At 61.5% G+C, this 24,113-nt stretch carries 20 protein-coding genes; 9 read left to right on the forward strand and 11 right to left on the reverse strand.

The features are described from left to right. Positions 1–21: 21 nt before the first annotated feature. Positions 22–1,695: a flavin-containing monooxygenase gene (locus U1700_RS11765; RefSeq protein ID WP_332752845.1), complete on the reverse strand. Its 1,674-nt coding sequence runs from the start codon at positions 1,693–1,695 to the stop codon at positions 22–24. Positions 1,696–1,865: 170 nt separating this feature from the next. Here U1700_RS11765 and U1700_RS11770 point away from each other — a divergent pair, with 170 nt between their 5' ends. Next, entirely contained in the window at positions 1,866–4,331 is a 2,466-nt protein-coding gene (locus tag U1700_RS11770) for a TonB-dependent receptor (protein ID WP_332752846.1), read from the forward strand. A 147-nt stretch (positions 4,332–4,478) separates the two neighbouring features. Here the strand turns inward: U1700_RS11770 and U1700_RS11775 are convergent, their stop codons facing one another. From U1700_RS11775 to U1700_RS11795, 5 genes are all read right to left on the reverse strand, one after another. Beyond that, positions 4,479–5,609 (reverse strand): FAS1-like dehydratase domain-containing protein, encoded by a 1,131-nt coding sequence (locus U1700_RS11775; RefSeq protein ID WP_332752847.1) that lies wholly within the window; start codon positions 5,607–5,609, stop codon positions 4,479–4,481. Further along, positions 5,606–6,427, reverse strand: a complete 822-nt coding sequence (locus U1700_RS11780) for a hypothetical protein (protein WP_332752848.1) — start codon at positions 6,425–6,427, stop codon at positions 5,606–5,608. The genes U1700_RS11775 and U1700_RS11780 overlap by 4 nt, the downstream gene beginning before the upstream one ends. Beyond that, positions 6,424–7,899, reverse strand: a complete 1,476-nt coding sequence (locus U1700_RS11785; RefSeq protein WP_332752849.1) for a hypothetical protein — start codon at positions 7,897–7,899, stop codon at positions 6,424–6,426. The genes U1700_RS11780 and U1700_RS11785 overlap by 4 nt, the downstream gene beginning before the upstream one ends. After that, entirely contained in the window at positions 7,896–9,389 is a 1,494-nt protein-coding gene (locus tag U1700_RS11790; protein ID WP_332752850.1) for a class I adenylate-forming enzyme family protein, read from the reverse strand. Before U1700_RS11790 ends, U1700_RS11785 begins: the two co-directional genes overlap by 4 nt. 118 nt (positions 9,390–9,507) lie before the next feature. After that, a complete protein-coding gene (locus U1700_RS11795; RefSeq protein WP_332752851.1) occupies positions 9,508–10,293 on the reverse strand; it encodes a FadR/GntR family transcriptional regulator in 786 nt (261 codons plus the stop codon). Between the two features lie 257 nt (positions 10,294–10,550). On the opposite strand from U1700_RS11795, the gene U1700_RS11800 reads away from it, so the two are divergent. Both U1700_RS11800 and U1700_RS11805 read left to right on the forward strand, forming a co-directional pair. Next, positions 10,551–10,982, forward strand: coding sequence for a hypothetical protein (locus tag U1700_RS11800; RefSeq protein ID WP_332752852.1), 432 nt, complete (start codon positions 10,551–10,553; stop codon positions 10,980–10,982). 403 nt (positions 10,983–11,385) lie between these two features. Then, positions 11,386–12,093, forward strand: coding sequence for a hypothetical protein (locus U1700_RS11805; protein ID WP_332752853.1), 708 nt, complete (start codon positions 11,386–11,388; stop codon positions 12,091–12,093). 682 nt (positions 12,094–12,775) lie between these two features. Here U1700_RS11805 and U1700_RS11810 read toward each other — a convergent pair. Together U1700_RS11810 and U1700_RS11815 are read right to left on the reverse strand one after the other, a co-directional pair. Continuing rightward, entirely contained in the window at positions 12,776–13,246 is a 471-nt protein-coding gene (locus U1700_RS11810; RefSeq protein ID WP_332752854.1) for a DoxX family protein, read from the reverse strand. Positions 13,247–13,301: 55 nt separating this feature from the next. Further along, positions 13,302–13,571, reverse strand: coding sequence for a BufA1 family periplasmic bufferin-type metallophore (locus U1700_RS11815; protein WP_332752855.1), 270 nt, complete (start codon positions 13,569–13,571; stop codon positions 13,302–13,304). 217 nt (positions 13,572–13,788) lie between these two features. Here U1700_RS11815 and U1700_RS11820 point away from each other — a divergent pair, with 217 nt between their 5' ends. From U1700_RS11820 to U1700_RS11845, 6 genes are all read left to right on the forward strand, one after another. Continuing rightward, the gene (locus U1700_RS11820) at positions 13,789–14,331 is read left to right on the forward strand and encodes a sigma-70 family RNA polymerase sigma factor (RefSeq protein WP_332752856.1); all 543 of its coding nucleotides are present in this window, start codon (positions 13,789–13,791) and stop codon (positions 14,329–14,331) included. Continuing rightward, a complete protein-coding gene (locus U1700_RS11825) occupies positions 14,328–14,969 on the forward strand; it encodes a DUF1109 domain-containing protein (RefSeq protein ID WP_332752857.1) in 642 nt (213 codons plus the stop codon). The genes U1700_RS11820 and U1700_RS11825 overlap by 4 nt, the downstream gene beginning before the upstream one ends. A gap of 69 nt (positions 14,970–15,038) precedes the next feature. Next, positions 15,039–15,302: a BufA2 family periplasmic bufferin-type metallophore gene (bufA2, locus tag U1700_RS11830; RefSeq protein ID WP_332752858.1), complete on the forward strand. Its 264-nt coding sequence runs from the start codon at positions 15,039–15,041 to the stop codon at positions 15,300–15,302. A gap of 55 nt (positions 15,303–15,357) precedes the next feature. Further along, positions 15,358–16,191, forward strand: a complete 834-nt coding sequence (gene bufB / locus U1700_RS11835) for an MNIO family bufferin maturase (RefSeq protein ID WP_332752859.1) — start codon at positions 15,358–15,360, stop codon at positions 16,189–16,191. After that, complete coding sequence (locus tag U1700_RS11840; protein WP_332752860.1) at positions 16,188–16,946, forward strand: DNA-binding domain-containing protein; 759 nt, start codon at positions 16,188–16,190, stop codon at positions 16,944–16,946. Before bufB ends, U1700_RS11840 begins: the two co-directional genes overlap by 4 nt. Before the next feature lie 10 nt (positions 16,947–16,956). Beyond that, positions 16,957–17,616: a DUF1223 domain-containing protein gene (locus U1700_RS11845; RefSeq protein ID WP_332752861.1), complete on the forward strand. Its 660-nt coding sequence runs from the start codon at positions 16,957–16,959 to the stop codon at positions 17,614–17,616. Between the two features lie 217 nt (positions 17,617–17,833). Here the strand turns inward: U1700_RS11845 and U1700_RS11850 are convergent, their stop codons facing one another. The 3 genes from U1700_RS11850 to U1700_RS11860 all read right to left on the reverse strand — a co-directional run bounded on the left by U1700_RS11850 (position 17,834) and on the right by U1700_RS11860 (position 23,878). Continuing rightward, entirely contained in the window at positions 17,834–21,634 is a 3,801-nt protein-coding gene (locus U1700_RS11850; protein WP_332752862.1) for a PAS domain-containing protein, read from the reverse strand. Positions 21,635–22,052: 418 nt separating this feature from the next. Beyond that, entirely contained in the window at positions 22,053–22,553 is a 501-nt protein-coding gene (locus U1700_RS11855; protein ID WP_332752863.1) for a MarR family winged helix-turn-helix transcriptional regulator, read from the reverse strand. Continuing rightward, on the reverse strand, positions 22,553–23,878 hold the full coding sequence (locus U1700_RS11860) for a S41 family peptidase (protein ID WP_332752864.1): 1,326 nt from the start codon (positions 23,876–23,878) through the stop codon (positions 22,553–22,555). Before U1700_RS11860 ends, U1700_RS11855 begins: the two co-directional genes overlap by 1 nt. Positions 23,879–24,113: the final 235 nt, after the last annotated feature.

The raw sequence follows: 24,113 nt of genomic DNA on the forward strand, positions 1-24,113 counted from the left end.
GCCGAGCACGCCTCAATCAACTCACGCAGCGGCTTCCGCCATTTCATGGCTGCGAATATCGAACCCCGCATACCCGCTTCGGGCGACATCCGCGCAGACCCCGGCATAGGTCTGCATTCCGCTGAAATAAGCGGTGAAGACGCGTGGCTTTCCGGGAAGGTTCGAGTTCATATACCATGAATCGACCTTGGTCAGCAGCGTCGTATCCGCGACCTTGACGATGTCTTCCACCCATTGCGATTCGGCATCCACCAAAGCCTCGATCTCCACCGCGCCGGTGTCGCGCATGCGAACCATCACGTCTGTGATCCAATCTACATTCTGCTCGATGCAGCCTGGAAAGTTGGTCAGAATCCCGGGAGTTCCTGGTCCCGTGATCATGAACAAGTTGGGGAAACCCGCCGAGCAGAGGCCGAGATAGGCACGCGGCCCATCGGTCCATTTTTCCGCCAGCGACAGGCCACCCTTGCCGCGCAGGTTGAGCTTGATCAGCGTACCCGTAACGGTGTCGAAGCCGGTTGCGAACACAATGGCGTCGAGCCGGTGATGATCGCCGTTCGTCATCACCAGGCCATCGGCCCGCGCCTCCTTGATCGGGTTCGTCCGGACGCTCACAATGGAAACATTATTGCGGTTGAAGGTCTCGTAATAATTAGTGTCGATCGGCGGTCGCTTGGTTCCGACCGGATGGTTGAACTCGCACAGGATATCAGCCTTCGCCGGATCGTTGACGGTGGCGCGAATCTTCGCCTCGATATAACCCGCTACGGTTGCGTTCGCTTTGAGGTCGAGGACGATGTCCTTGTAGCTGGCGAACATGAACCGGAAGCTGCCAAGCTCCCACAGCTTGTCGAGCGTGGCCTTTCGCTCCTCATCTGAGACTTCGAGCGCCGATTTTTGAGGTATCTCGAACGGCATGCCGATCGGCGACGCGAGCACCATCCGTCGCATTTCGTCGTAATTCTCTTCTCGCTCACGCCGCATGTCTTCAGTCAAATTATAGTTGCGGGCGGGAACGCTGTAATTTGCGGTGCGCTGAAAGACGGTGAGTTGATCGGCTTGCTCGGCGATCATCGGCGTACTCTGAATTCCGCTCGACCCGGTGCCGATCAGGCCTACGCGTTGCCCCGTGAAATCGATCTTTTCGGCTGGCCACAGCGCGGTGTGGTAGACCTTGCCGGCAAAGCTTTCGATCCCCGGTATGGCCGGTTTGGCCGGTGTCGACGTATTTCCCACGCCGGTAATCAGAAAGCGGGCCCGTACCGTCTCACCTTTATCGGTATCGACGAGCCACTTCTGCGTCTCTTCGTCGTAATTGCCGGCCAACATGCGCGTGCTGAAATCAATGTCCTTTTTGAGGTCGAGCTGGTCGGCCACGAAATTGAGATAGCCGAGAATCTCAGGCTGTGCCGGATAGCGGCAGCTCCATTTCCAACCTTTTCGAATTTCTTCGGAGAAGGAATAACAATAATAATGGCTTTCGGAGTCGCATCGCGCACCGGGGTAGCGATTCCAAAACCACGTCCCGCCAACGCCGGCGGCGGCCTCGATCAGGCGGGTGGTGAAGCCCTGCTCGCGCAGCCGGTGCAGCATGTAGAGTCCAGAAAATCCCGCACCGATAATCACCGCATCGACTTCGCTTGAACGGGCGTGCGCCATAGGAGCTCTCCTAGCAAATAATCTTTCGAAAAGCATAAGGTGTGACGTCCATTTGTGTCAATGGTCCTACCGTAGGATAGCAATAAGCTTGGGTTCTACGGTCCTACAATTGACAATGCGGTTTTTTTGGGCAGAATGGATCTGATAAGAATAATTGAGGGGATAAGGCCATGACTGCTGTCCGAGGCGTAGCTTATGGAACGGGGATGATGGCGCTGGCCGTCGGACTGGCGTCCGTAGCGCAGGCGCAAACCGCGGCGCAGACTCCGTCTGCTGCACAGGCGGCAAAGCCTTCTTCAAGTAACCCAGACGTCGTCGAAATCGTCGTGACCGCCAACAAGCGCGAAGAGTCGCTCAACAAGGTGGGTCTGTCGGTGACCGCGATCGGCGCCGAGATGTTGGCCACCCGGCGTATCACATCGGTCCAGGATATCGCCGCAGCGGTTCCTGGCCTGAAATATGCCGAAAGCGGCACCAACACTCCGATTTACACGCTGCGTGGCATCGGCTTCAACGAGGAGAGCCTCGGGGTCTATCCGTCGGTGAGCGTCTACACCGATGAAGTTCCCTTGCCATTTCCCGTGCTTACGTTGCGGGCGGCGTTCGATCTCGACCGGGTCGAGGCGCTAAAAGGGCCGCAGGGCACCCTATTTGGCCAGAACGCGACCGGCGGCGCCATCAACTATATTGCGGCCAAGCCGACGAAGACCTTCCGCTATGGAGCGGACGCAAGCTACGGTCGGTTCAACTATCGTAGCGGCAACGCCTTCGTCAGTGGCCCGCTAAGCCCGAACGCCGGGTTCCGCCTGGCCGTCAGCGCGGCCGACAGCGACGGTTGGCAGTACAGCCTGACCCGCCCCGGTGACCGCAACGGAAAGCAAAAATATCTGGCCGGGCGGCTGACGCTGACGGCCCAGCCGAGCAGTGCGCTCCGGCTTCGCGGCACCGTGACCGCCTGGCAGGACAAGAGCGAACCGCAGGCGGCGCAATTGATCGCCGTCCGCGCGCAGAACCCCGCTGCCGTACAGCCCGGCGTAAGCGCTGCCCCATTTGCACCGCTGGATCCGCGAGCCGCCGATTGGACCACAACAGCGAATTATTTCGTGTTCAACGACATTGCCAATGGTGACTTCAGTGTGGTCCCGAAGACCACTGCGTCGCTACGTCCGCGAAGCAACCGTAAGTTCATCCAGGGGGCGTTGCGCGCAGACCTCGATGTCGGCGACGTGGCGACGCTCACCTCGATTACGTCGTATCTGCATTTCAATCAGCATCTCTACAGCGACAAGGACGGCACGGCGCAGGCAGTGGCCAATATCGGCGACGGGCTGGCCAACATAAAGTCGTTTAATCAGGAACTGCGCCTAGCCAACACTGGCAAGGGTCCATTCCGTTGGGTCGTCGGCGCAAACTATGAAAATAGCCGAACCTTTGAAGATCAGTCCCTGACATTTGCCAACGGATCTTCGTCTGCTCCTGGCACGCTCTTTATCAATACGACCGGCAGCGAAGTCCTGCAGAAGATTCGCAACTACGCTGTCTTCGCCAACGGCGAATATGATATTGCCCGCGCTCTGACCCTGAAATTAGGCGGGCGCTACACCAAGTCCCGCAATCGCGCAGAGCTGTGCTCAAAGGGCAATGGCGACGGTCTGGTGTCCGTACTCTTCAACATCATCGGCGGCTTCTCCGGCAATCCGTTTACGCCAATTGGCGTTGACGGCTGCTACGTGCTCAATGCTCAAGGCGTGCCGGGTGAACGTATCAAGAGCACGCTGTCGGAACATAATTTCTCTTGGCGCGCCGGCCTGGACTACAAGCCGAGCGACACCGCTCTGTTCTACGCGAATATCTCGCGAGGATATAAGGCGGGCAGTTTCCCGACCCTCGCCAGCGCGGACTACAAGGCGTATTTCCCGGTGACGCAGGAATCGGTAACGTCATACGAGGCAGGGTTCAAACTATCGCTGGCCGACCGCAAGGTGCAACTCAACGGCGCGGCTTTCTATTATGACTACAACAACAAGCAAATTCGCGGAAAGACCGTCGATCCGATCTTCGACGTCCTCGACATCCTTGTGAACGTGCCCAAGTCCAAGGTGCTGGGCGCCGAGGCCGAAGTGACCGTACGCCCGACCCGAGGGCTCACGCTGGGTGGGTCAGTGACCTACCTTGACTCGAAAGTGCGCACCAAGAACGGGACGCATTTCATCGGTCCGAGTGCTTACGGCAGAAGCTGCGGCACAACCGCTGTTCCGGCACAGTGCGATTTCACCGGAAGCGAACTGCCCTTCACGCCGAAGTGGTCGTACAGCCTGAGCGCGGATTACCGTCATGACGTTGGCGAGGGCAGAGACTTTTTCGTCGGTGCGGACCTGCGCGGACAATCGTCGTCGGTCTCGACGCTCAATGGGCGCAGCATCCAGTTCCGAAACCTGCCCAATGATCGACATGCATCGTACATCGACTTGCCGTTTGTGATCCCCGCCTATTCGGTCGTGGATGCCCGCGCGGGGTTTGAATTCAATGACCGTCGCTACAAGGTGATGGTGTGGGGCAAGAACGTGTTCAACAAATATTATGTCACCAACGCAGCGCATTATCTCGACACGACCGTGCGGTTCACCGGACAACCTGCGACGTACGGTATCACGTTGAGCGTCAAGAATTAGTCGAGCTGTCGTGCTGCGAATTACTGCAAGTCAGCGATTCGCAGCACGCAGACACCGATGATCTGATTGGACGACGCTACTATCTGAATGGCGGAAACGTGTGTCAGCAAGGCTGCTGCGTCAGCATGCCGTCATAAGCTGCAGCTCTTAAGCGAAGCGTGTCCGCGACGGCAGTGCAACGGTCGCCGTGCCGTTCGCCGTGACCTCGCCAAGCTGGTTCTCCACCCGCAACGCCAGATCGACGACATGCGCCCCGTCATCGACGCGCTTGTCGACGATATCGGCGCGGCACCATGACACGTCGCCGAAGATATTGGGCCGCCGCACCGAGACACTCAGGCGGCGCAGGAATCCTTCGTCGCCCATCCAGTTGGTCATTTGCTGCCCCATCCACGAAATGCGCTGCGGGCCGACGTCGTAGCCGCCGGGCATGCCCACTTCGCGCGCCATCTTGCTTTCGGTGTGGCCACGCGCCGCGCTGTCCTGTGCGCCGGTCGCAGGATTGACGAAGGCATCGGCGGGGTGGCGTTTGCGGTGCATCACCGCGCGGCGGTGCGACTGATAGCTATGACCGCCGCCCGAATACCAACAGATCATGTCGGTGATGTTGAGCGGTCCTTTGAGCATCGGCTGGATCGCGGTGCCCACCTCCACCTCTTCCCAGCAGCGAGGGGTGGCGCCGCGCAATTCTTCGGTCTCGATCGCGTGACCGATCGCTTGCAGTTCCTCGGGCGAATAGCGGTGCGGTTCGCGTGGCGCATAGCTTAGCCCACCGCTCGCCTTCGAACGTGCGGTCCGGGCGGTATGGCCGTTCGCTACGCATACCAGCTGGCCGTGCTGGTTGGTGTAGCGTGTTTCGCCGGTCTGGATGATGAACTTCGCCGCCTTGCCGCCTGCCTTTTCGACCGCATTGAGCAGCTTTGCGCTGACCGTGAAGGCGTCGCGGTGGCGGATCGGTTCATACCATTCGAAGTCGGTCCCGCCATACAACCACTGGATTCCGCGCAGCTTGGGCGCGACGACCGTCGTGTCGATCGTGTAGAGGAAACAGCCGGGCGCCAGCGCCGATCCATAGGGAGACGCCGCCCCATAGTCCGGGTCGGTGTAGAGCGGATTGTCGTCGCCGATCCCCCAGCAGAAGTGGCGAACCGCATCGGGCGAGGCTTCGCGGTTCCACTGCTGGCCGGTGCGGCGCAGCTCGACCCCGATCAGTTCCCGTGCCTCTTCCAGGGCGCCGGGCCACAGAGCGGGCGTCTGCGATGTCGTCGCGTCGCTCATGTCCACGCCCTCGCGTCCAGCGCGACTTCGCCCGCCGGTCCATGCGCGCGCAGTGACCATTCGTCGCCCGCGCGCGCCAGCGTCAACGTCAGCGGCGCCCCGCACAGGATCGGCGCCAGGTTGCGGCTGCGCCAGCCTGTCGGTTCGCTCCCGGCATACGTGCGCAGCATCTCGAGCAAGAACATCGTCGGTACGGTCCCGTTCACGACCAGCGCCGGGTAACCCTCCGACCGTGCATAGGCGAGGTCGTAGTGGATCCGATGCGGATTGTCGGTGATGGCCGAATAGCGAAACAACGTCGTCTCGTCGGGGACGAAGGTGCGCACGACCTCTGCCGGCGGGATCACCGCGGCCGCCGAAGGTGGCGGGACCACCGGCGAACCGATGACGGCTTCACGGAGCACATAGCTGTTGGTCTCGATTACCACCGGCTGATCGCGACCGTCGACGCGGATCTGGTGTTCGACATCGACCAACGCGAAACGCCCGGACTTTCCGGTCTTGTGCGTGACGGAGCCCGCTCGGCTGGTCCGGTTGACGCGCGCGCCGATCGGGATGTCGCCGATGAAGTCGATTTTCCGCCCGCCTATCATCAGGCGCGGCAGGCCGAGGTCGGGCAGCGTAAATCCCAGGTGCGCGGCCCCGTCGGCGCGCAGGTCCGATTGCCGTGTCGGCACATTGAACAGCGCGACATGCCAGCCACGCGGCAGCGGCCCTCCCTCGGCAAAGTCGGCGGGGTCGCGGTCGAACAGCGCGGCCATCCGCCGCACCAGGGGCAGCGCGCAAACGTCGTCGGCGCGTTCCGGGCGCGCGCTCATGCCGCCAGCACGCCGGCCATCACGCGCACCGTGCGTCCGACCCACTCGTCTCGTTCCATCCCGGCGATGGTCTCGGCCGCGTCTGACACGGCGAGGGCGCGCGCACCGCCGTCGGTGTCGATCAACGCGATCGCCCGGGGCGTTTCGCCGCGTGCGTGCAAGACGGTGCAGCCCACGATCTGGCCACCGCCGGTATAATTTTCGACGACCGTCAATTCGCCTGTGGACGCGGCGACTTTGGTGGTGACATCGCGCCGGACGAAGCCCTTGTCTGGTGGATCGGTCGACCACAGCGCAAACGCTTGCTTCGTGAGGATGCCGGACACGCACGAAAGCAGCGCCGTCCGCCCGGCGCCCTGTCGCAGCAAGGCGGCCGCACGTGCCGTGGCCTGGAAAAAATAATTATTATACGGACCGCCCGCGAAGGCCATCGACCCGGTGATGGTCAGGTCGCGATCGGGGGGCAGGTCGAGCGCATCTGCAAAAGCGTCGACTGCGACCGGAAAACAGCTGTAAAGTTCGATCAGGTCGATGTCGGCTGCCGCGACGCCGCCGATGTCGAGCACCGTACGCGCGGTCGCATCGGCGCCGGGGGAGCGTACCAGATCGGCCCGTGCCGACAGCGGGACCATGTGGTTCGATTCGGCACTCGCCACCGGGAATATCCACCGCGACCGATCGATGCCAAGCGCCGCCGCGCGCTCGGCCGAACAGAATAGCAGCGCCGCCGCCTGGTCGACGTTCCACGTTGAACAATGCGCGCGTGTGTAGGGGAATGCCTGCATCGGGTTGCGCGGGCCGTCGTCACGGATCGTCGCTGCATCGAGCGGCGCGCGCGTCCAGCTGTCAAAATTTGCCGCCGCAATCTCGGAGAAGCGGCCATAGCGCGCCGCCAGCCGATCGCGATGATCACCGACCGAAAGCCCGGCTGCCGCCCGCCGAGCGCTGTCCATCAGCGCATAAAGTCCGACCGGCATGGTCAGGCCGGCAGCGACTTCGGCCGGGTGGCGCAGTTCGGCCTTTGGCTCCAGCCGCACGTCCGGCTCGTCGTCCTGATCCCGCTCCTGGGCGCGCATGCCGCCCATCTTCGCGCGCAGCAGCCGGTAGCCAGCGTCCGCCCCGGCAACAAGCGCGCTGTCGACCCGGCCGTCCATGATCGCCTGACAGGCGTCGGCAACCAGCGCCTGTTGCAACACGCCGACACTCGACACGATAGTCGTGGCCCCGGTTGCGCCGATCGCGCGCGCGATCTCGCCCGACGGATTGCGATAGCGCCACCGTCCGCGCGGCACGGCGATCGTCCCAACTTCGGCCAGCAACGTGGGAGCACCGGAATCGGCGCCTGCGGAACGAACGGCCTCGAGCATCAAGTCGATTGGCTCCAGCGCCTGCGTCCAGTCGTCCTCGCGGCGCCAGGCGACGCCGACGCCGACGAGCACGGGAGTGCGTGGGAGAATGGCGCCGTTGGTCACGCGGTGATCCCGAACAGCGCCGTCGCCCGCTCGCGCAGGTCGGCTTTCTGGATCTTGCCATTGGCGTTGCGCGGCAGCGCGTCGGCTTCGATCACAATATCTCTGGGCACTTTATAATCGGACAGCCGCTCCTCGCACCACGCGTGCACGCAATCCGCTGTCAGTCGACCGTCCTCGGCCGTCACGAACGCGACGACGGCCTCGCCCAGCATGTCGTCATTGCGCCCGACCACCGCCGCTTCGATCACCCCGTCGAGGCCCGCGAGCACGCTTTCAACCTCGGCCGGATAGACTTTGAAGCCGCCGCGGATGATCATGTCCTTCTTGCGGTCGGCGATGCGAACATAGCCCTCGGCGTCGATGCTGCCGATATCCCCCGACTTCCAATAGCCGCCGACGAACGCCGCCGCGGTCGCTTCTGGGTTGCGCCAATAGCCGGGCACAACCATCGGGCCGGCAATCCACAGCTCGCCATCGGTGCCGACTGGCACTTCGCGGCCGTGATCGTCCATGACGCGGATGTCGCCGCACCTCACCACCCGGCCAATGCTGGCCAGTCGCTCGGTCCCTTCGCCCGGCGGCATGATCGTTGCGGGCGAGGTCGTCTCAGTTGCCCCATAGGCATTGCACATGGCGAGCCACGGAAAAGCACCGGCGAAGCGCGTGATTGTCGGCTCGGGCATCGGCGCGCCGCCATAGGCCGCGATCCGCCAGCATTTGAGATCGAAGTTGGCCAGGTCGGCCTCGAGCAGGCACAACCCGTACATCGCCGGGACCATCAGCGCGTGCGTGATCCGTTCGCGCGCAGCGAGCTCAAGTGCCGCGCGGCGCTTGAAGTTGGGCAGCATGACCAATGTACCGCCGAGGTAAAGGAACGGCATGACGACGCCGCACAGACCGCTGACATGCGACCATGGGACACACACCAGCGTGCGCTCGTCGTCGCCAAGTCCGAACGCGTCACGCCAGTGCAGGCACGAATGGATTGCGCCCAAATGTGTCAGCATCGCGCCTTTGGGCTGACCGGTCGTGCCCGAGGTGTAGAGGATCGCAAACATATCCTCCTCATCGACAGACGCTATGGTCGGGGGCACGTCGCCCCGCGCGATTGCCGTTCGCCACGCGGCCGCCGTCACGTCGAACCGCGCCGAGGGAACGGCGGGCGCACCGCCGATGACCTCGGTAAACTCGGGCTCATAGATGATCGCCGACGGCGTGCAGTCGGCACAGATATAATCCAGTTCCGGCGCGCGCGAGCGGGCGCCGATGGCAACAAGCACCGCCCCGAGCCGCAGGATCGCGACGACTGCCCTGATGGCATCGACCCCGTTGACAAGCATCACCGCAACCCGGTCGCCAGCGCCGACACCGCTCACTGCCAGCATTGCTGCCAGCGAGCCCGCTTGAGAGTAAAGTTCGGCGTAGGTTAGGCGCTCGATCCCCTCGACTACCGCGATCGCCCCAGGTTGTTCAGCTACGATTGCGGCCATGCGTTGGGCAAGCGTTGTCGCTCGTTCGCTATAACAAGTTACCGCGCGGCCCCAATGCACCTCGGTCCTCAGCGACGCCCTATTCATCCGACAGTCGTGTCCCCGAACTAGAGCAACCTCAGTCTTTAGCCGCAGTTGCGGCAGTCGTGGCAGCCAGCGTCGCTGCCAAGATCGCGGCATAGGCCTGAACGTCGCGCTCGACGCGGCTGCGCGCCAGTTCGGCATCGCCCGCCTCGATCGCTTCGAGGATGCGCGCATGCGCGTGGCGGACCCGTTCGCGCACTTCGGTCGAGGCGAACTCTTCAATCTGCGATGCCTCGAACATGAGACCACTGACCGATGTTGCAAGCGCGTGCAGAAGATCATTATGGCTGGCAGCAGCAAGGGCGTCGTGCCAGTTGACGTTTTCCTCAAGAAACGCGGTCAGGTCGTTTTCGGAGGCCCAGGCGATCCGGTCCGAGATAGCACGGAGGGTCGCCAAATCCTCCTCAGTGCGGCGCTCGGCTGCCAGTTCGGCTACCATTGGTTCCAGTGCCAACCTTACCTCTACGAGCGCGTTGAGCGGAAGGCTGCGACCCTTGGCGTAAAGGTTGACGTGGCTGGCAAGCTGCACTGTGGTCGGTTGCGACACGGTAGTACCGCCGTATCTTCCGGCGCGCGTGTTCACGAGGCCTTGAGCTTCTAGAATGCGCAGAGCTTCGCGCACCGATCCACGGCTCAGTCCTGTCGTCGAAACCAATTCACGCTCGGTCGGCAGCGCGGCACCCAATGCATATCCGTCACTGAGGATCTCCTGCTTCAAGCGTTCGGCGAGAACGTCGCTCGACTTAGGAACTTTTATGCGACCGAGGCCTTCAAGCATCGTCTCGGCCGGTGAGTTGAGCGATGAGGTATCCATGGTCATGCCAAGTCACTACTGATCGGTTGTGGACAAGTCAATTGTAGGACCATGAAAGATGCCGTTCGAACGATGATTGAATTCCGACTTTCGGGATCGACGTAAGCAGCGGACTCTGGGCGCTTAGACGTCACTCTCGAACGTGCGATCGTCCACCTAGACTTTTTCAAACTCCGAAGCGACGTTTGCGGGAGATGTCCACCGTTTGACCCCATTAGCTTTCTCGGCTCAACGCGCCCAAGGTGCGCTATGACGCGCGCCCAATGACCGACCAGCTTTTCCGGCCGAGGCCAATCGTCGTCATCCTCACGGGGCTTGTCTACTTCCTGATCATCTTCGCCTTTGCCTTCGCAATGGGGGTCGGTCGCGCCCTCGTGGTAGCGCCTCGGCTCGGGGAAACTGCTGCCGTCCTGCTGGAGATTCCGATCTTGGTGATTGCCAGCGCGTTCGTAGCGCGCCGTATTACCAGCGATCGATTTTTCACCCTTGGGCAACTGCTGTCGATCGCCGCGATAGCGTTCACGCTGACCATGGTCAGTGAGGCACTCCTCGCGGACGTGATCCGAGGTCAGAGCATACCACAATGGGCTTCAGCACTGGCCACCCCTCTGGGACTCGTCGGATTGGGCGGTCAGCTTATCTCTGCGATGATGCCTACCTTGCACGGCGGGCTCGGAAGGTTTGGGAGTGATTAAGTCGGGGTCCTTTTTATCCTTACGGCAAGCTTTCAGGTCAAATCGCGAGTACATACTAAAACTCGACGACTGCTTTCAGGGGCCGCTCGGGCATGCCCTAACGTCGCATGGTGGGCGCGTAGCTGACATTGAGGGAAAGTGCTGCCAAGAATGGAGAGCAAGCTTTCAAGTTTTTTAAAGACGCGTTCGGCTCTGACGCGTTCCTCCGCCACCAGTCAACCTATTGTAAAGACTTGATTTGTTACTTGGAAGGGATTCCCGGAAAGCGCCACTTCCCGGGCCAAGTACAGACTTTTAGAGAGCGATTTTGGCGCCCTAACTCTCTGGAACTGCGGACGCTAGAAGCGGCCTACCGACCACCGACCCAATTGCGGACATTGGCAGAATTGCGGATACTCGCATTGTGACTCGGCTCCAGATCATCCTAGCAAGCGGTGCGGCCATAGTCGCGGCACTCGCCGCTGAGTCGTACCTCGGATCCAGATCCACCCAGTACAAGATAAACGGCATTTCCTACGGGGTGCCGCACAAGTATGAGTTCATGCGGAACTTTAGCTTGCCATGGTTGGCGGGAGTGAAGGGCTTCGACAAGGAGCCTGACCAGTCCATCTGGCTACTTTTTCCCGCCAATCAACTCGCTCAAGGCGTTCATGGCTACAGTCGGTGGTTCCACGGCTATTCGGACCAGGTTGAAGCAGACATAGTCGTGAATGTGCTTGGCGGAAAGGAAGCGAGAGAGTTTCCCGGCGACCGGCTAACGGACATGACCAAGGTAGCGGAGGAACTCGGTAAGAATAGCGAAGTGAGGCCCGACCCGATGCGCAGCTGGGATAGGGTCTACTGGATGGTCGGCGAGAAGGGGACGGCGGGTCAGGGCAATGACCTATTCTATCTCATACCCCATTCCGGCGTGGAGCATTTGCCGCCCGACTGGCGAGTTCCCTCTTGCCAAAGTTCCCCGGATATAAACGGGCGTGAGACGTATAATTGTCTCCTCACAGTCTACCGAGATGGGCGGACCTTTGGCTTCTCCATTCGTCAGGAAAACCTCGGCCTAGCAAACCAGATCCCCAATTATGTGGAGGCCCGTCTGAAAGAGTGGCGGAGCTAGTCGGGTAATGTCCGGTTTCCAGCCAGAATGATCCGCTAGGCGTGACGGGCGCGATCGCCAGTAGCAGGCCGTCGGCTTTTGCCCCAGTTTCAGACGTTCGAGCTAGAACACGGTGAAGCCAGCAGCGAATCGTCGACCATCGACCTAGTTGCAGCCACTGAGATTCAGGCCCACTGAAAACGGATGGGGAAATTCCAAGAACCAGCGTTTGGTTGTCTCGGCGTGACTTGGATCATGATAAGCGTACCGTCGCTGCTCTTGTGGTTCGCGAACGCTGACGAGCCTTTCAGTAGACTTCCTTTCGTTCAGCTTTCGAACCCGATCCTAGATGCGTGGGCATCCCTAATCTACGGACCTCCTACCTTAATGGCGATCATCCTTTTCAAAGCGCGTGCTGCTGACTGCAAACGATAACCCGACCTGTAAAGCGAAGAAAGGCAATGTCCGCTTCCCACCCACTTCCGGTCGCTGCCGACACTTAGAGCGGTCGCTGCCAGACGTCGCGGCAAGATGGGTCTGGGCCATGGGGACGCCGAGCGCCTGAGCCGACTGAGGCATTGGCAGGCCTACGAAGACGCTGATCAAGACGAACAGCATCGAAAGAAACTACACCGAGATAACCTGCGGGCAGCCCGGAAACCTGTCAATCGGCGGCCATCATTCGCTACGACCGCGAACACTCTTAGGATCCGCTCGCTGGCGACAAATAAACGAGCTTGCGATCCCTGCTCACCAGTGTGTCCAGCGACCAGACGCCGCCGCCTCGCGCGATGAGTGGCAGCAACAGGCCGGCCCACGACAAATGGGTTGGCCAAGCGTCCGGATAAACGAAAATCTGGATCACTGCGGTCATTCCGAGCAGTGCCAAAGCGGCCGGGCGAGTGAACAACCCGAGGACGAGCAGGATCGGGAAGAAATGCTCCGCATAAGTGGCGGCGTGCGCGGCGACCTCGGGTGGGATCACCGGAAGCGCATAGTCCGTGCGAAACAATTCGTTGGTCCCGTCGGTAATGGTCAGGAGACCTTGCACCTTGGTCCGGCCGGATAGGAAGAAAATGGCGGCGATGCTGAGTCGCGCCGTCAACAGCAAGGCGGCGTTGGGGATAGCTCGTTCGAGGCCTTCGCAAATTCGGCCGTAGACTTGGTTGATCATGTCGAAATCCCTTGCTGGTCGCCGGGACGCCCAGGTCGGCGCCCCGGCGTAGCGGTCATGCCCGGGGGCTGACCGAACCAAAGCCTTTGGGGGTCTTGATCGAGGTGCAGGTGCCTGCCTTGACGTATTTCCAGGAATCCCCTTGATAATTCGCGTGCGAAGACCCCGCGCAGCTGGTCCCGGCCCCGGCCTTGCAATCATTCTTGCCTGCCAGGCTCACGCCATAGCATTTCTCCATGGGTGCCTTAGCCGGACTGGCCGCGCTTGCCGCGGTGGCGAGCGAAGCGAGGGCAAGGGTAGCGGCGATACTGGCGACGGTGCGCATGATGAATTCCTTCGAAATCAGATGCCCTGGTCGCGAGGCCCAGCCAGGAGGTGAACCGGGCCTCGCGCTGACCGGAGGGCGATAGCCGGTCATGCCAGCCAGTTCGGGGCCCACCGTCTCTTGGTTACGAAATGAGCTGCAGAAAGTTTTTCGCCGCCTGATGCCGCCTCGTGTAACGATCCAGCCGACCGGGCCGAACCTGTAGCAGGGAGCGCGAATGCGAGCAGACGAATGCCAGTTGCGGACATGGATGATCGGCGGGCTCGATGGCGATGCTCGTGCTCATGCGTGCCTGCTTGGCGCCCTCGTTCCGCTGCTGCGCGCTTTCTATCGTCGCCGAATGATGTCGGGCGGAGATGACGATATCGAAGACCTTGTGCAGGAAACCTTGATTGCCGTTCACGTCCGCCGCGCCACCTTCGACCGCGACCGCGCCTTCACCGCGTGGCTGTTCTCAATCGCGCGCTACAAGATGATCGACCAGTTTCGCCGATTGCGACGGACAGTCCCGATCGAAGGACTTGAAGACATCCTCGTTGCCGAGGGATTCGAGGCTTCGTCGAATGCCAGGCTCGACGTCGAGGAACTGCTTCAAACATTGCCTGCTAAGCAAGCGCAGGCGATCCGCGCCACGAAGATCGACGGGGCCAGCGTGGCGGAAGCGGCGATCGCTGCGGGAATTGGGGAATCCGATATCAAGGTCTCCGTCCACCGCGGTCTCAAGACCCTCGCGGCACGCATCTCAGGACAGGCTAAATGAACACTGACGACCTTATTGCATCGCTTAGTGCAGATGTCCGGCCGGTCGGACGCGACGCCGTCGGCTGGCGTCTTGCGAGTGGCGTTATTGTCGGGGCCTTGGCCTCGACGTTGGTCATCATAGCGACGCTCGGATTTCGTCCCGATCTGTGGCTGGCAATGCATGGTGCGACCTTCTGGATGAAGTGGGGCTACACAATTTCGCTCGCCGCGGTCGCGATTACAGTGACCGCCCGGCTCGCCCGGCCCAATCCGGGGAGCTTGCGGCGCCTGTGGCTGATTGCTGTGCCGGTGGTCGCGCTTGCAATCGCCGGGATCGGCGAGTTGATCCGCACGCCCCGCTCCGAGTGGCTTGCAATGTGGCTTGGCCAGACCTGGACCAAATGCCCGTGGCTGGTGCTGATGCTCGCCGTGCCGATCTTCATCGGCTTACTCTGGTCATTCCGCCGCCTCGCCCCGACCCGCCTGCGCGCCGCGGGTGCCGCTGCGGGGCTTGCGGCGGGTGCCTTTTCCGCGACCGTCTACTGCCTGCACTGTCCAGAGGTGTCGGCGATCTTCGTCCTAACCTGGTATTCGCTCGGTATCTTGCTTGCCGCATCGGTCGGAGCGCTGGTCGGACCGAGATTATTGCGCTGGTGATGTAACTGGTCGCCTCCCCGGCACGAACTGGAGGTGCCATTTCCGGCAACCCGTTGGGGAGTATGTTTTATGATCACTGCCAAATCCGGCATCAGCGTCGCCGCCTCCGCCGCCCTGTTCGCACTCGCGGCCATGACGCCTGCCGCGCCTGCTTTCGCCAAAGGCCAGGTCGCGCAGGTCCATTGCTTCGGCGTCAACAGCTGCAAGGGCACCTCTGATTGCAAGACCGCGCACAACAGCTGCAAGGGCATGAACGAGTGCAAGGGCCACGGCTTCAAGACGATGAGCAAACAACAGTGCGCTGCGGCTGGCGGCAGCCTGACCGAAATGTAACTGGCGCGGCCTCGGTCAGCGAGACCGGGGCCACCCTCTCGCAAGGATCGCGTCCATGCACCTTCCCGCGTTCGGCGGTTTCGGCCTCGGCATGCGCAAGCCGCACTATCCTGACTTCATCGAGGGCCAGATTGATGTCGATTTCGTCGAGGTGATTTCCGAGAATTTCATGGTCGACGGGGGCCAGCCGCGACGAATCCTGCGGGAGGTCCGCGAGCATTATCCCGTAGCCCTTCACGGCGTTTCGATGTCGGTCGGCTCGGCCAAGCCGGTCGATCATGCCTATCTCCTCCGCCTGCGGGCGCTGGTCGACGAGATCGATCCCCTATTCGTATCCGACCATCTGTGCTGGACCGGTATCGACGGGTTCAACTCGCACGATCTGTTGCCATTGCCCTACGACGAAGAAACGCTGGACATCGTCGCCGCCAATGTCGGCCGCGCGCAGAATACAATTGGGCGGATGATGCTGATCGAAAACCCGTCAAGTTACATCGCGTTCGGCCATTCGACGATGACCGAGTGGGAATTTCTCGATCGCCTTTGCGCCAAAAGCGGCTGCGGCCTACTGCTCGACGTCAACAATGTCTTCGTCAGCGCCAGCAATCACGGATTTTGCGCGCTCGCTTATCTCGACGGCGTGCCGGCCCACCACGTCCGGCAGGTTCACCTGGCTGGCCACAGCCAAGGGGAGGCGTTGCTGATCGATACGCATGACCAGCCGGTTTGCGCATCCGTCTGGGACCTTTACGCGCATCTAATCGGCCGCCTCGGGCCCATCTCGACGATGATTGAGCGCGACGATGACATTCCGCCGATTGCCGATCTACTCGGCGAGCTGGACATGGCCCGTAGCCTTGCCGCCCAGTCGCTGCGCGGGGCGGCATGACCCTGCTCGCCCTACAACAGGATTTTCGTGCGTGGCTCCATCTCGGCGACATGCCATCAATGGTTCGGTTCCCGTTGGAAACGCACGCTGGACTTGCCGTCTATCAGAACAATTTCCGGGGTCGGATTATTGCCTGCCTCGACGAGAGCTTTGCGGTCACTCGCGCCTGGCTCGGCGACGGCGCGTTCCGCGCGGCGATCGTCGAGCACGTCGCCCAAGAGCCGCCGAGCAGTTGGTCGCTAGATCATTACCCTGACGCATTTCCTCCCACGCTCGCGCGACTCTATCCGGGGGATCCCGAGGTAGCCGAGATCGCAAGGCTCGAACTCGCGCTCGGAACCGCATTCGTCGCCGCAGACGCCGTGCCCGTCGCGGCAAGTGAACTCGCAAATGTCGATTGGGATCGGGCGCAAATATACTTGTGCCCCTTCTTGAAAATACTGCCCCTGACTACGAACGCCCCGGCAATCTGGTCAGCCATCACTGCTCGCACGACTCCGCCACCTGTCGAGATGCTCTCAAATGGTAGCGAGCTGCTGGTCTGGCGGAAGGGCGAAGCGCCGCATTTCAGGACGGCCGACGACGCCGAGGCGCGTGCGTTGCATCATGTCGCAAACGGGCTGGATTTTGGATCGCTTTGCGCTTGGCTGGTCGACGCAGGGGGCCAGGATCCTGCACTCACTGCTGGCCGCCTCCTCGCACAATGGTTGTCGGACGGACTGATCGTGGCAATTGGGGAGAAGCATGATGCGTAAATTGATATTGGTGATCGGCGCCGCGCTGTGGACGACCATGGCCGTTGCCGCTGACCCGGCCCACCCGACCGTGGTCGAGCTTTATCAGAGCCAGGGCTGCTCCTCGTGCCCTCCGGCTGACGTCGTCGTCAATGCGCTCGCGAACCGGCCCGATGTCCTCGCGCTTAGTTTTGCCGTGACTTATTGGGATCGCCTCGGTTGGAAAGACACGTTCGGCGACCCGGCCTTCACCAAGCGACAGGCAGATTACGCCGGCGCGAACCGGCAATTCAGCATCTCAACTCCCGAAGTAATAATCAATGGGCGCGGAGCCGTGGTCGGTAACCGCAAGGAGGAAGTCGATGCCGCGATCGCCCGGCTCGATCGCGGCACCACGGGCCCGGAAATCCTGAGTAATGGGAAAGTGGTCCTGATCAGGGCGATGCGAGGCAGCGGTACATTATGGCTGGTCCGCTATGATCCTCGCACGATCGCCGTTCCAATTGGAGCAGGAGAGAATGGCGGCCGCACGATTCCCCACCGCAACATCGTCCGCCAGTTGATTGCGCTTGGGCAATGGAACGGGTCCGCCGCTCGCTTCAATCTGCCACGATCACCGGCCGGACTTCGAGGTGCGTTGATCCTGCAAGCCGGTAAAGGTGGTCCGGTCATCGCCAGCCGGCGGATTTAGCGCTCGAGCTACACCACGGCTCGCTGGAAATTGAGGAGAATGAACGACCGTTTTAAGCCCAGTCCGATGGGCCAGCCGACGGACATTGGGCGCGTTCCCGCCCTCATCTCAAACCTGAACGAACGACTGCTTCCGGAATTGGCGACGAACCGCTTGAATGTCGTCAATTTGGGCGCATTCTTCGCCATAGCGCTGTTTTCGAGAAGACCAGCATGCCTCAGCCTAGAGCCGCAAGTCTCTCCGCCAAATCGACGCTCCGGAATGGCTTTGTCAGACGGGGCAAGTCGGGTGCAACGCCGTCGGCATCCGCATAGCCGGACACGATCAGCACCTTGGTTCCCGGCCGGCTGCCCTGCAGCATCCGGGCGAGCTCCGTTCCGGTCATGCCCGGCATCAGGTGATCGGTGATGAGCACGTCCGGCTGCAGCCCGCGATCGACGAGCTGGAGTGCTTCTTCTGCCGATGCCGCCTCGACGACGGCGTAGCCGAGGTCGATCAGCATGTCGGCCGTGCTGAGGCGCACGAGATCCTCGTCATCGACGAGCAACGCCGTTCCGAAACCCCGTGCGACCGTAGCCGAGGGGATGACGGGCCGGATCTCGGCAAGCGGCTCGGTACTTTGCGGGAGCCAGAGCTCGACATTGGTCCCTACTCCAGGCGTACTCTGGATCGTAACCGCGCCGCCGAGTTGTGAAGCGAGGCCATGCACCATCGACAGCCCAAGCCCCGTTCCCTTGCCGATCCCCTTTGTCGAGAAGAAGGGCTCGATGGCGCGCCTGAGCGTGTCTTCGTTCATGCCGGTGCCCGTGTCGGCAACGGACAGCTGCAGATATCGCCCGGGCACAAGATTGGCCCGGTGCTGGCGTCCGACCGTCTCAGCAAGGACCGAAATGCGCACCGTGCCGCCGTCCGGCATGGCGTCGCGCGCGTTCACCGCGAGGTTGAGGATGGCCATCTCGAGCTGGTTCAAATCGGCTTTTGCAGGTGGCAAACCCTCGGGCGCATCGACGACGACCTTGATCTGCGGCCCGGTCGTGCTTGAGACGAGATCGGCCATCCCTTTCACAAGAGGCGTGAGGTCGACGCTGGTCGTTTGCAAGGGCTGCCGCCGGGCGAACGCAAGCAGGCGCTGGACCAGAGTCTTGGCGCGGTCGGCCGATTGGACCGCACCCGCAATCAGGCGCTGCTCGCGCTCGTTGCCAAGGCCCTTGCGCTGCAACATGTCGAGCGAGCCGACGATCGGCGTCAGTAGGTTGTTGAAATCGTGCGCGACGCCGCCGGTGAGGCTGCCCATCGCCTCCATCTTTTGCGACTGACGCAATTGCTCCGCCAGCGCCTGTATCTCCGCCTCGCGCGCCCTTTCGTCGGTGACGTCCCGACCGAATGCGTAGATCAGACTTCCCTCGACCGACGTGTTCCAAGAAAGGCGGCGGATCGAGCCGTCCTTGTGTCGATAGCGGTTCTCGAATCCGTCAACGTCAATCCCGGAAGCCGCCACCGCTGTCGTCTCGACTGTCGGTTCGACGTCGTCCGGAACGATGAAATCGTGATAGCTGCGACCGATCGTCTCCGCCTCGGTGTAACCCAGGGTCTGGGTCCAGGCCGGATTGACGGCTCGGAAGACGCCGTCGAGATTTGCGATCATGAGCAGGCCGCGCGACGTGTTCCACACCCGGTTCCGCTCGACGGTGCCTTCGGCGACGCGCCCTTCGAGCGTTTCGTTCATCTCGCGAAGCCGCGCCTCGCTCTCGCGCAGCGCCGCTTCGGTGCGGGCGCGCTCTAGAGACGCCCAAGTGCGTTCGGCAACCTCTTCAACAAGGGCGACTTCGCTTGGTGTCCAAACTCGGGCGCAGGTAGAGCCGGCTATCATCGCCCAAAGCGGAATGTTTTCGCCTTTGCGCACCGTCGCGTTGATCACGGCACCCAGGCCGAGATCGGCGAAACTGGCCCGCTCGCCGTCCGAAAGGCCCTCCATCTTCATGACATCGTCGATGACCAATGTCCGATCGGACACGATCCGAAGCCCCTCGGGAAACCCGGACAGGGGCACCTGCGCGGGCAACGGGGACAATCGGTCGGTGTGGACCTGCTGGGTAAACTCGCCGATGTCCTCCGCCAGCCGATAGATCCCAATGTAGCAGCGATCGAGCCGCATCTGCTCGAAGAGCAACCGGAGCGCCCGGTTCGCCATGGCGTCGGCACTTGGCTCCGCCCGCAGCGCATCGCTCAAGCGCAGCAGAAACGCCTGCCGCGACTCGCTTTCGTTGAGCGCCGTTTCGGCGCGGCGGTTCTCGGTTACGTCGTTGGCATTGTGGATGATGGCTTCTACCTGGCCGTTTTCGTCCAGAACCGGGGAGTTGATCGGACTCCACCATCGCTCTTCGAACGTGCCGTCTGGCTGTGCGACGTCGTATTTCAAGCCCGGCAATACGTCCGGTTTACGAGTGGCGAGCACATGTACAAGCGAGGCGCGCAAACGGCTCACCCCCGAGGCGGCTAAGTCGTCCGGGTTGTCGGGGAAGGCCTCGAAGATGCCGCGCCCGACCACCCCCTCGCGCGTCCGCATGGTCGCTGCAAGATAGGCGTCGTTAACCTCGGTGATGGTGAAAAGCGGCGCGTCGGGCGCAACCACCAGAAACGGCGCCGGTGACGCCTCGAACAGGCGCGTGAAGCTTTGGTCCGCCTCGACTCGCTCCGTCACGTCGCTGGCCGCTCCGAACCACTCGACGATCTCGCCGGCATCGTCGAGCAGCGGGATGGCGCGCGAAAAGGTCCAGCCGACCGTACCGTCCACGCGCAGCACCCGGTGTTCCAGTTCGAAGACGCCCTTGGCCGCGATCGCTTGCTCGATCGCTTCGCGGACGCGAGGCCGCTCGTCGGCCGGGATGTAGGTTTCGACCCAGTTGATCGTCGGCGCTTCGGTGTCCGCGATGAAGCCAAGGCCGTCGAGGTGACGCATCTCGCGCCAGTCCGCGGACATGCGATAGACGACATTGGCTGTGGCATTGACGAGCGCCCGAAAGTGGCTTTCGCTTTCATGCAGCGCCGCCTCGGCGCGGGCATGCTCGACGGCGGACCATGTCCGGGCGGCGACTTCCTCGACGAGCCTCACCTCGTCCGCTGGCCAATCGCGAATCTCGCGGTGGTTTAGGTAAAGCACGGCGCGCAGCGTGCCGTCGCGCACCAGCGGCACCGCCATGGCCGCCCGCGCCTCGATCGCCGGGAAGCCTTCGCCAGCTGTGCGCGGGTCGGCTTCGAGGTCGGGATAGGTCGTCGTGAGCCCGCGCCGCAGGTCGACGATGTTGCCGGGGCCGAAACTGTTGATCGGGAAAGCGCCGATCAGATGCTCGACACCGTCCACATAGTCCGTTTCATAGACGATCGTCTGGTCGTCCGCCTGCATCTCGCCGTAGCCGACGCGGCTGACGCCTAGATAGCGGCCGAGCGTCTCGACCGTCGCGGCCATGACCTCCTTCGGGTCGGCGAGGTCGCGCAGGCGCTCCTCAAGCTGAAGGCGAAACGCCTGGCGCTTCTCGGCCAGTACCACGTCGGTCGTTTCCGACGCGGCGCAGAACAGGCCGACGATCACGCCCTCCTCGTCGCGCACGGGCGAATAGGAGAAAGTGAACCAGCAGTCCTCGGGGTAACCGTTGCGCTCCAGCACAAGGTACAGATTCTCCGACCAGGTCGCCTCGCCGCCAAGCGCGGCTTTCACCAGTGGCTCGACTTCGTCCCAGACCTCCGACCAGACTTCCCGGAACGGTCGTCCCAGTGCCCATGGGTGCTTCTGTCCGAAAACCGGGCGGTAAGCGTCGTTGTAGAGGAAGGCGAGGTCCGGCCCCCAGGCGACGAACATGATGTGCTTGTTGGCCAGCATTAGCCCCACTGCCGAGCGCAGCGACTGCGGCCAGCCCTCCGGCGGCCCTGCCGACGACGTCGACCAATCGTGCGCGCGCATCATCGCGCCCATCTCGCCGCCACCTGCGAGGAATGCTTTACTGTGGTCGGCAACGGGCACGCGCCTACTCCTCGCCTGATCGCGACCCGCCCCGCAATGACTAGATGGCGTTTCGTCGGCGAAAGCAAGGCATAGCCCGACCCGGCGTATTGTTATGGGCGTCCGGTGACTTCCCCGACACCAAACGTCCCCTTCACAGCATTGCTAATGGACGCAATTCCGGCTGAGCGGGCGTGAAGCTGTCGCTTCCGTCCTGGGCCTTAAGCGGCCTCGGCCTTGTTTGCGATCGCATGAGCCAGCGCAGCCTCGGACAGCTGGTTAGGGACGTCGGTCGTCTCGCTTGCCCAATCCTTGAATGTCTGGTTCGAGGCGGACGAGTTCAGATGCGGCCTACCCGCTCACTCGCAGCGGTCGAGGCGCGACGAAGGTAGGCGTCAGACCGACCTTCGACGATCGAAGTGCGGCTTCAAAAGTTACATCATGGGTGGTTTTGTTTAGTTTTGATGACGCCCGCTCGCTCTCCGATCGACCGTTGCCGCAGGGCGACCTCCGTTCGCGAGGTCAAATCGAACAGGTCTCCGACTTCGGCGAACAATTCGACGTAGGCCGCACGGATCGCTGTGCGGCTGCGTCGAAACTGCTTGATCTGGCTTACCCCCTCTGCGGTCAAAGAAAATGTTCTCTTTCTACCGTCCTCTTGGTCCTGCTCGCTTTTGATCAACCCCAACTTCAAAAGCTTGGGTATTTTCTGCAGCACAAGTTGATGCGAAACATCCAGGTTCTTGGCGAGCTCCGCCGCGGTGGCGGCTCCCCGCGCTTCCAGTACGGCAACCAGGGAGCAAGACTTCACCGGGATCGTGACATCGTACGAACGCAGCACAACAGCTGATTGCTCTTCAATCAACGTACTCAGACGTTCCACCGAGCGGCCGAGAAAGACGGGATCGTCAAGCACAATTGTTTTCGAAATATGTTTCATCACAGCCGCTTGTATAGGTGGGTGGACCCATCGCGATTCACGCGTTCCAGGCCGGTGGTTCTGCCTGCTTTCGAAACCAGGCGATAGCGAAAATCCGAGACGCCTTCGATTTCAAAGAGGCCGGGAGAAATTGGCATCAGCGCCAAGCGAAACCGCTCACGCCACATATAAAAGAGGTTTCCATGATCGAGCCCTATCATTCGCCCCTCATACTTTCCGACGGCGGCCTTTATCATGGTCGGACTGAGAGTGATTGGGTCGCTCTTCGCCACGATCGAGGGCAAATTCCACTTGAGTTCTTCCTGCTTGGCGGGGTTGTTTTCGGCCAGACCCTCCATCGCTATCCTGTGAGCGATGCCCAAAGCATTGATCGACGGCACGTCGACATCAGGCAGCACGCCAACCCCCTCGAAGTCTCCTCGATCAACCGGGTCTCGGATCTGACCGATAGGGACTTGAAGGTATAAATTGGCGTCTATCGGCTTTCGATCGACCGGATGCGCCCCGCCGGAGGTTCGCGCGCCAATGACCTTGGCTCTTCCCAGTTTTTTCATCGTATAGGTAAACCATTCCGCAGCCGAGAATGAGGTCGATCCCGTCAGAATGTAGAGCGGTTTGTCGACCATCCTTTTCCCGGGCAATCCGGGAAGCACCCACTGTCCGCGATCCACGCGCTTGCCGTCGTCATAATAGTAATAATCGAACAGCAGTTTGTCCTTATCAGCGGGAAAAAAGTAGCTTGCGATAAACTGCGCCATCTCCAGGTAACCGCCGTTGTTGTAGCGCAGGTCAATAATCAGGGCGTCGCTGTTTTCCAGCATGCGCATCGCGGCCGCAGCAGTGTCGTAAGCGATCGAGGGGTCGGCAAAGTAGGCGAGGTTAAGGTAACCGACATTTCCTTCCAGCCGTCTAACGCCGTCAAACCCGAAATTGGTTTTCGTGCCCTCGTCATATAGCCGCAGCCGTTCGGTTGATGCCTGTCCGGGCAGATCTTTTCGGCGATATTGGGCCACCCAGGTCGGATCGAAGCCCACGGAAAAATGGAGATCTCCACTCGCCTTGATCAGGTCGTCGGTCAGAACCCGGGCTAAGTCTTGGTCGGTTGCGAGTGTGTCGTATCCGCCCAGTTCGGCCTTGTCCCGAACGAACGCGGCGATGTCGTTCGCCTTGTCATGAAAAACATAGTTCTTCGACAGGGTGGTTATCAAGGAGCCGACGACCACCTTGACGTGTTCATGTGAGGCAGGCTTTTCGACCGCTTGCGCGTTCGAGGCAGACAGTATGAGCGACCCCGACAGGAAGGCTAGCAGTGATATAAAACGCATTAAAATCCTCCGCAGTCATCATATGCCCAACATGTTGCGCAACATATAGCATTAATCTGCGGACATGCAATTGGAAGTGCAGATGATCCGCCGATAGTGCTCGGACGCCGGGCGCTCTATCTTGGAAACCGGCCTCGACGTCGCTTGGCTGCTGCCGATAGCGCCTGACGAGCTACACGAGTTAATGTGAAAGCGCTGATGGGGTCGGACTTCAGTCAGGTCAGGCGAGCCAGCG

The organism is Sphingomonas sp. RB1R13 (genome assembly GCF_036663775.1).
GTDB lineage: Bacteria > Pseudomonadota > Alphaproteobacteria > Sphingomonadales > Sphingomonadaceae > Sphingomicrobium.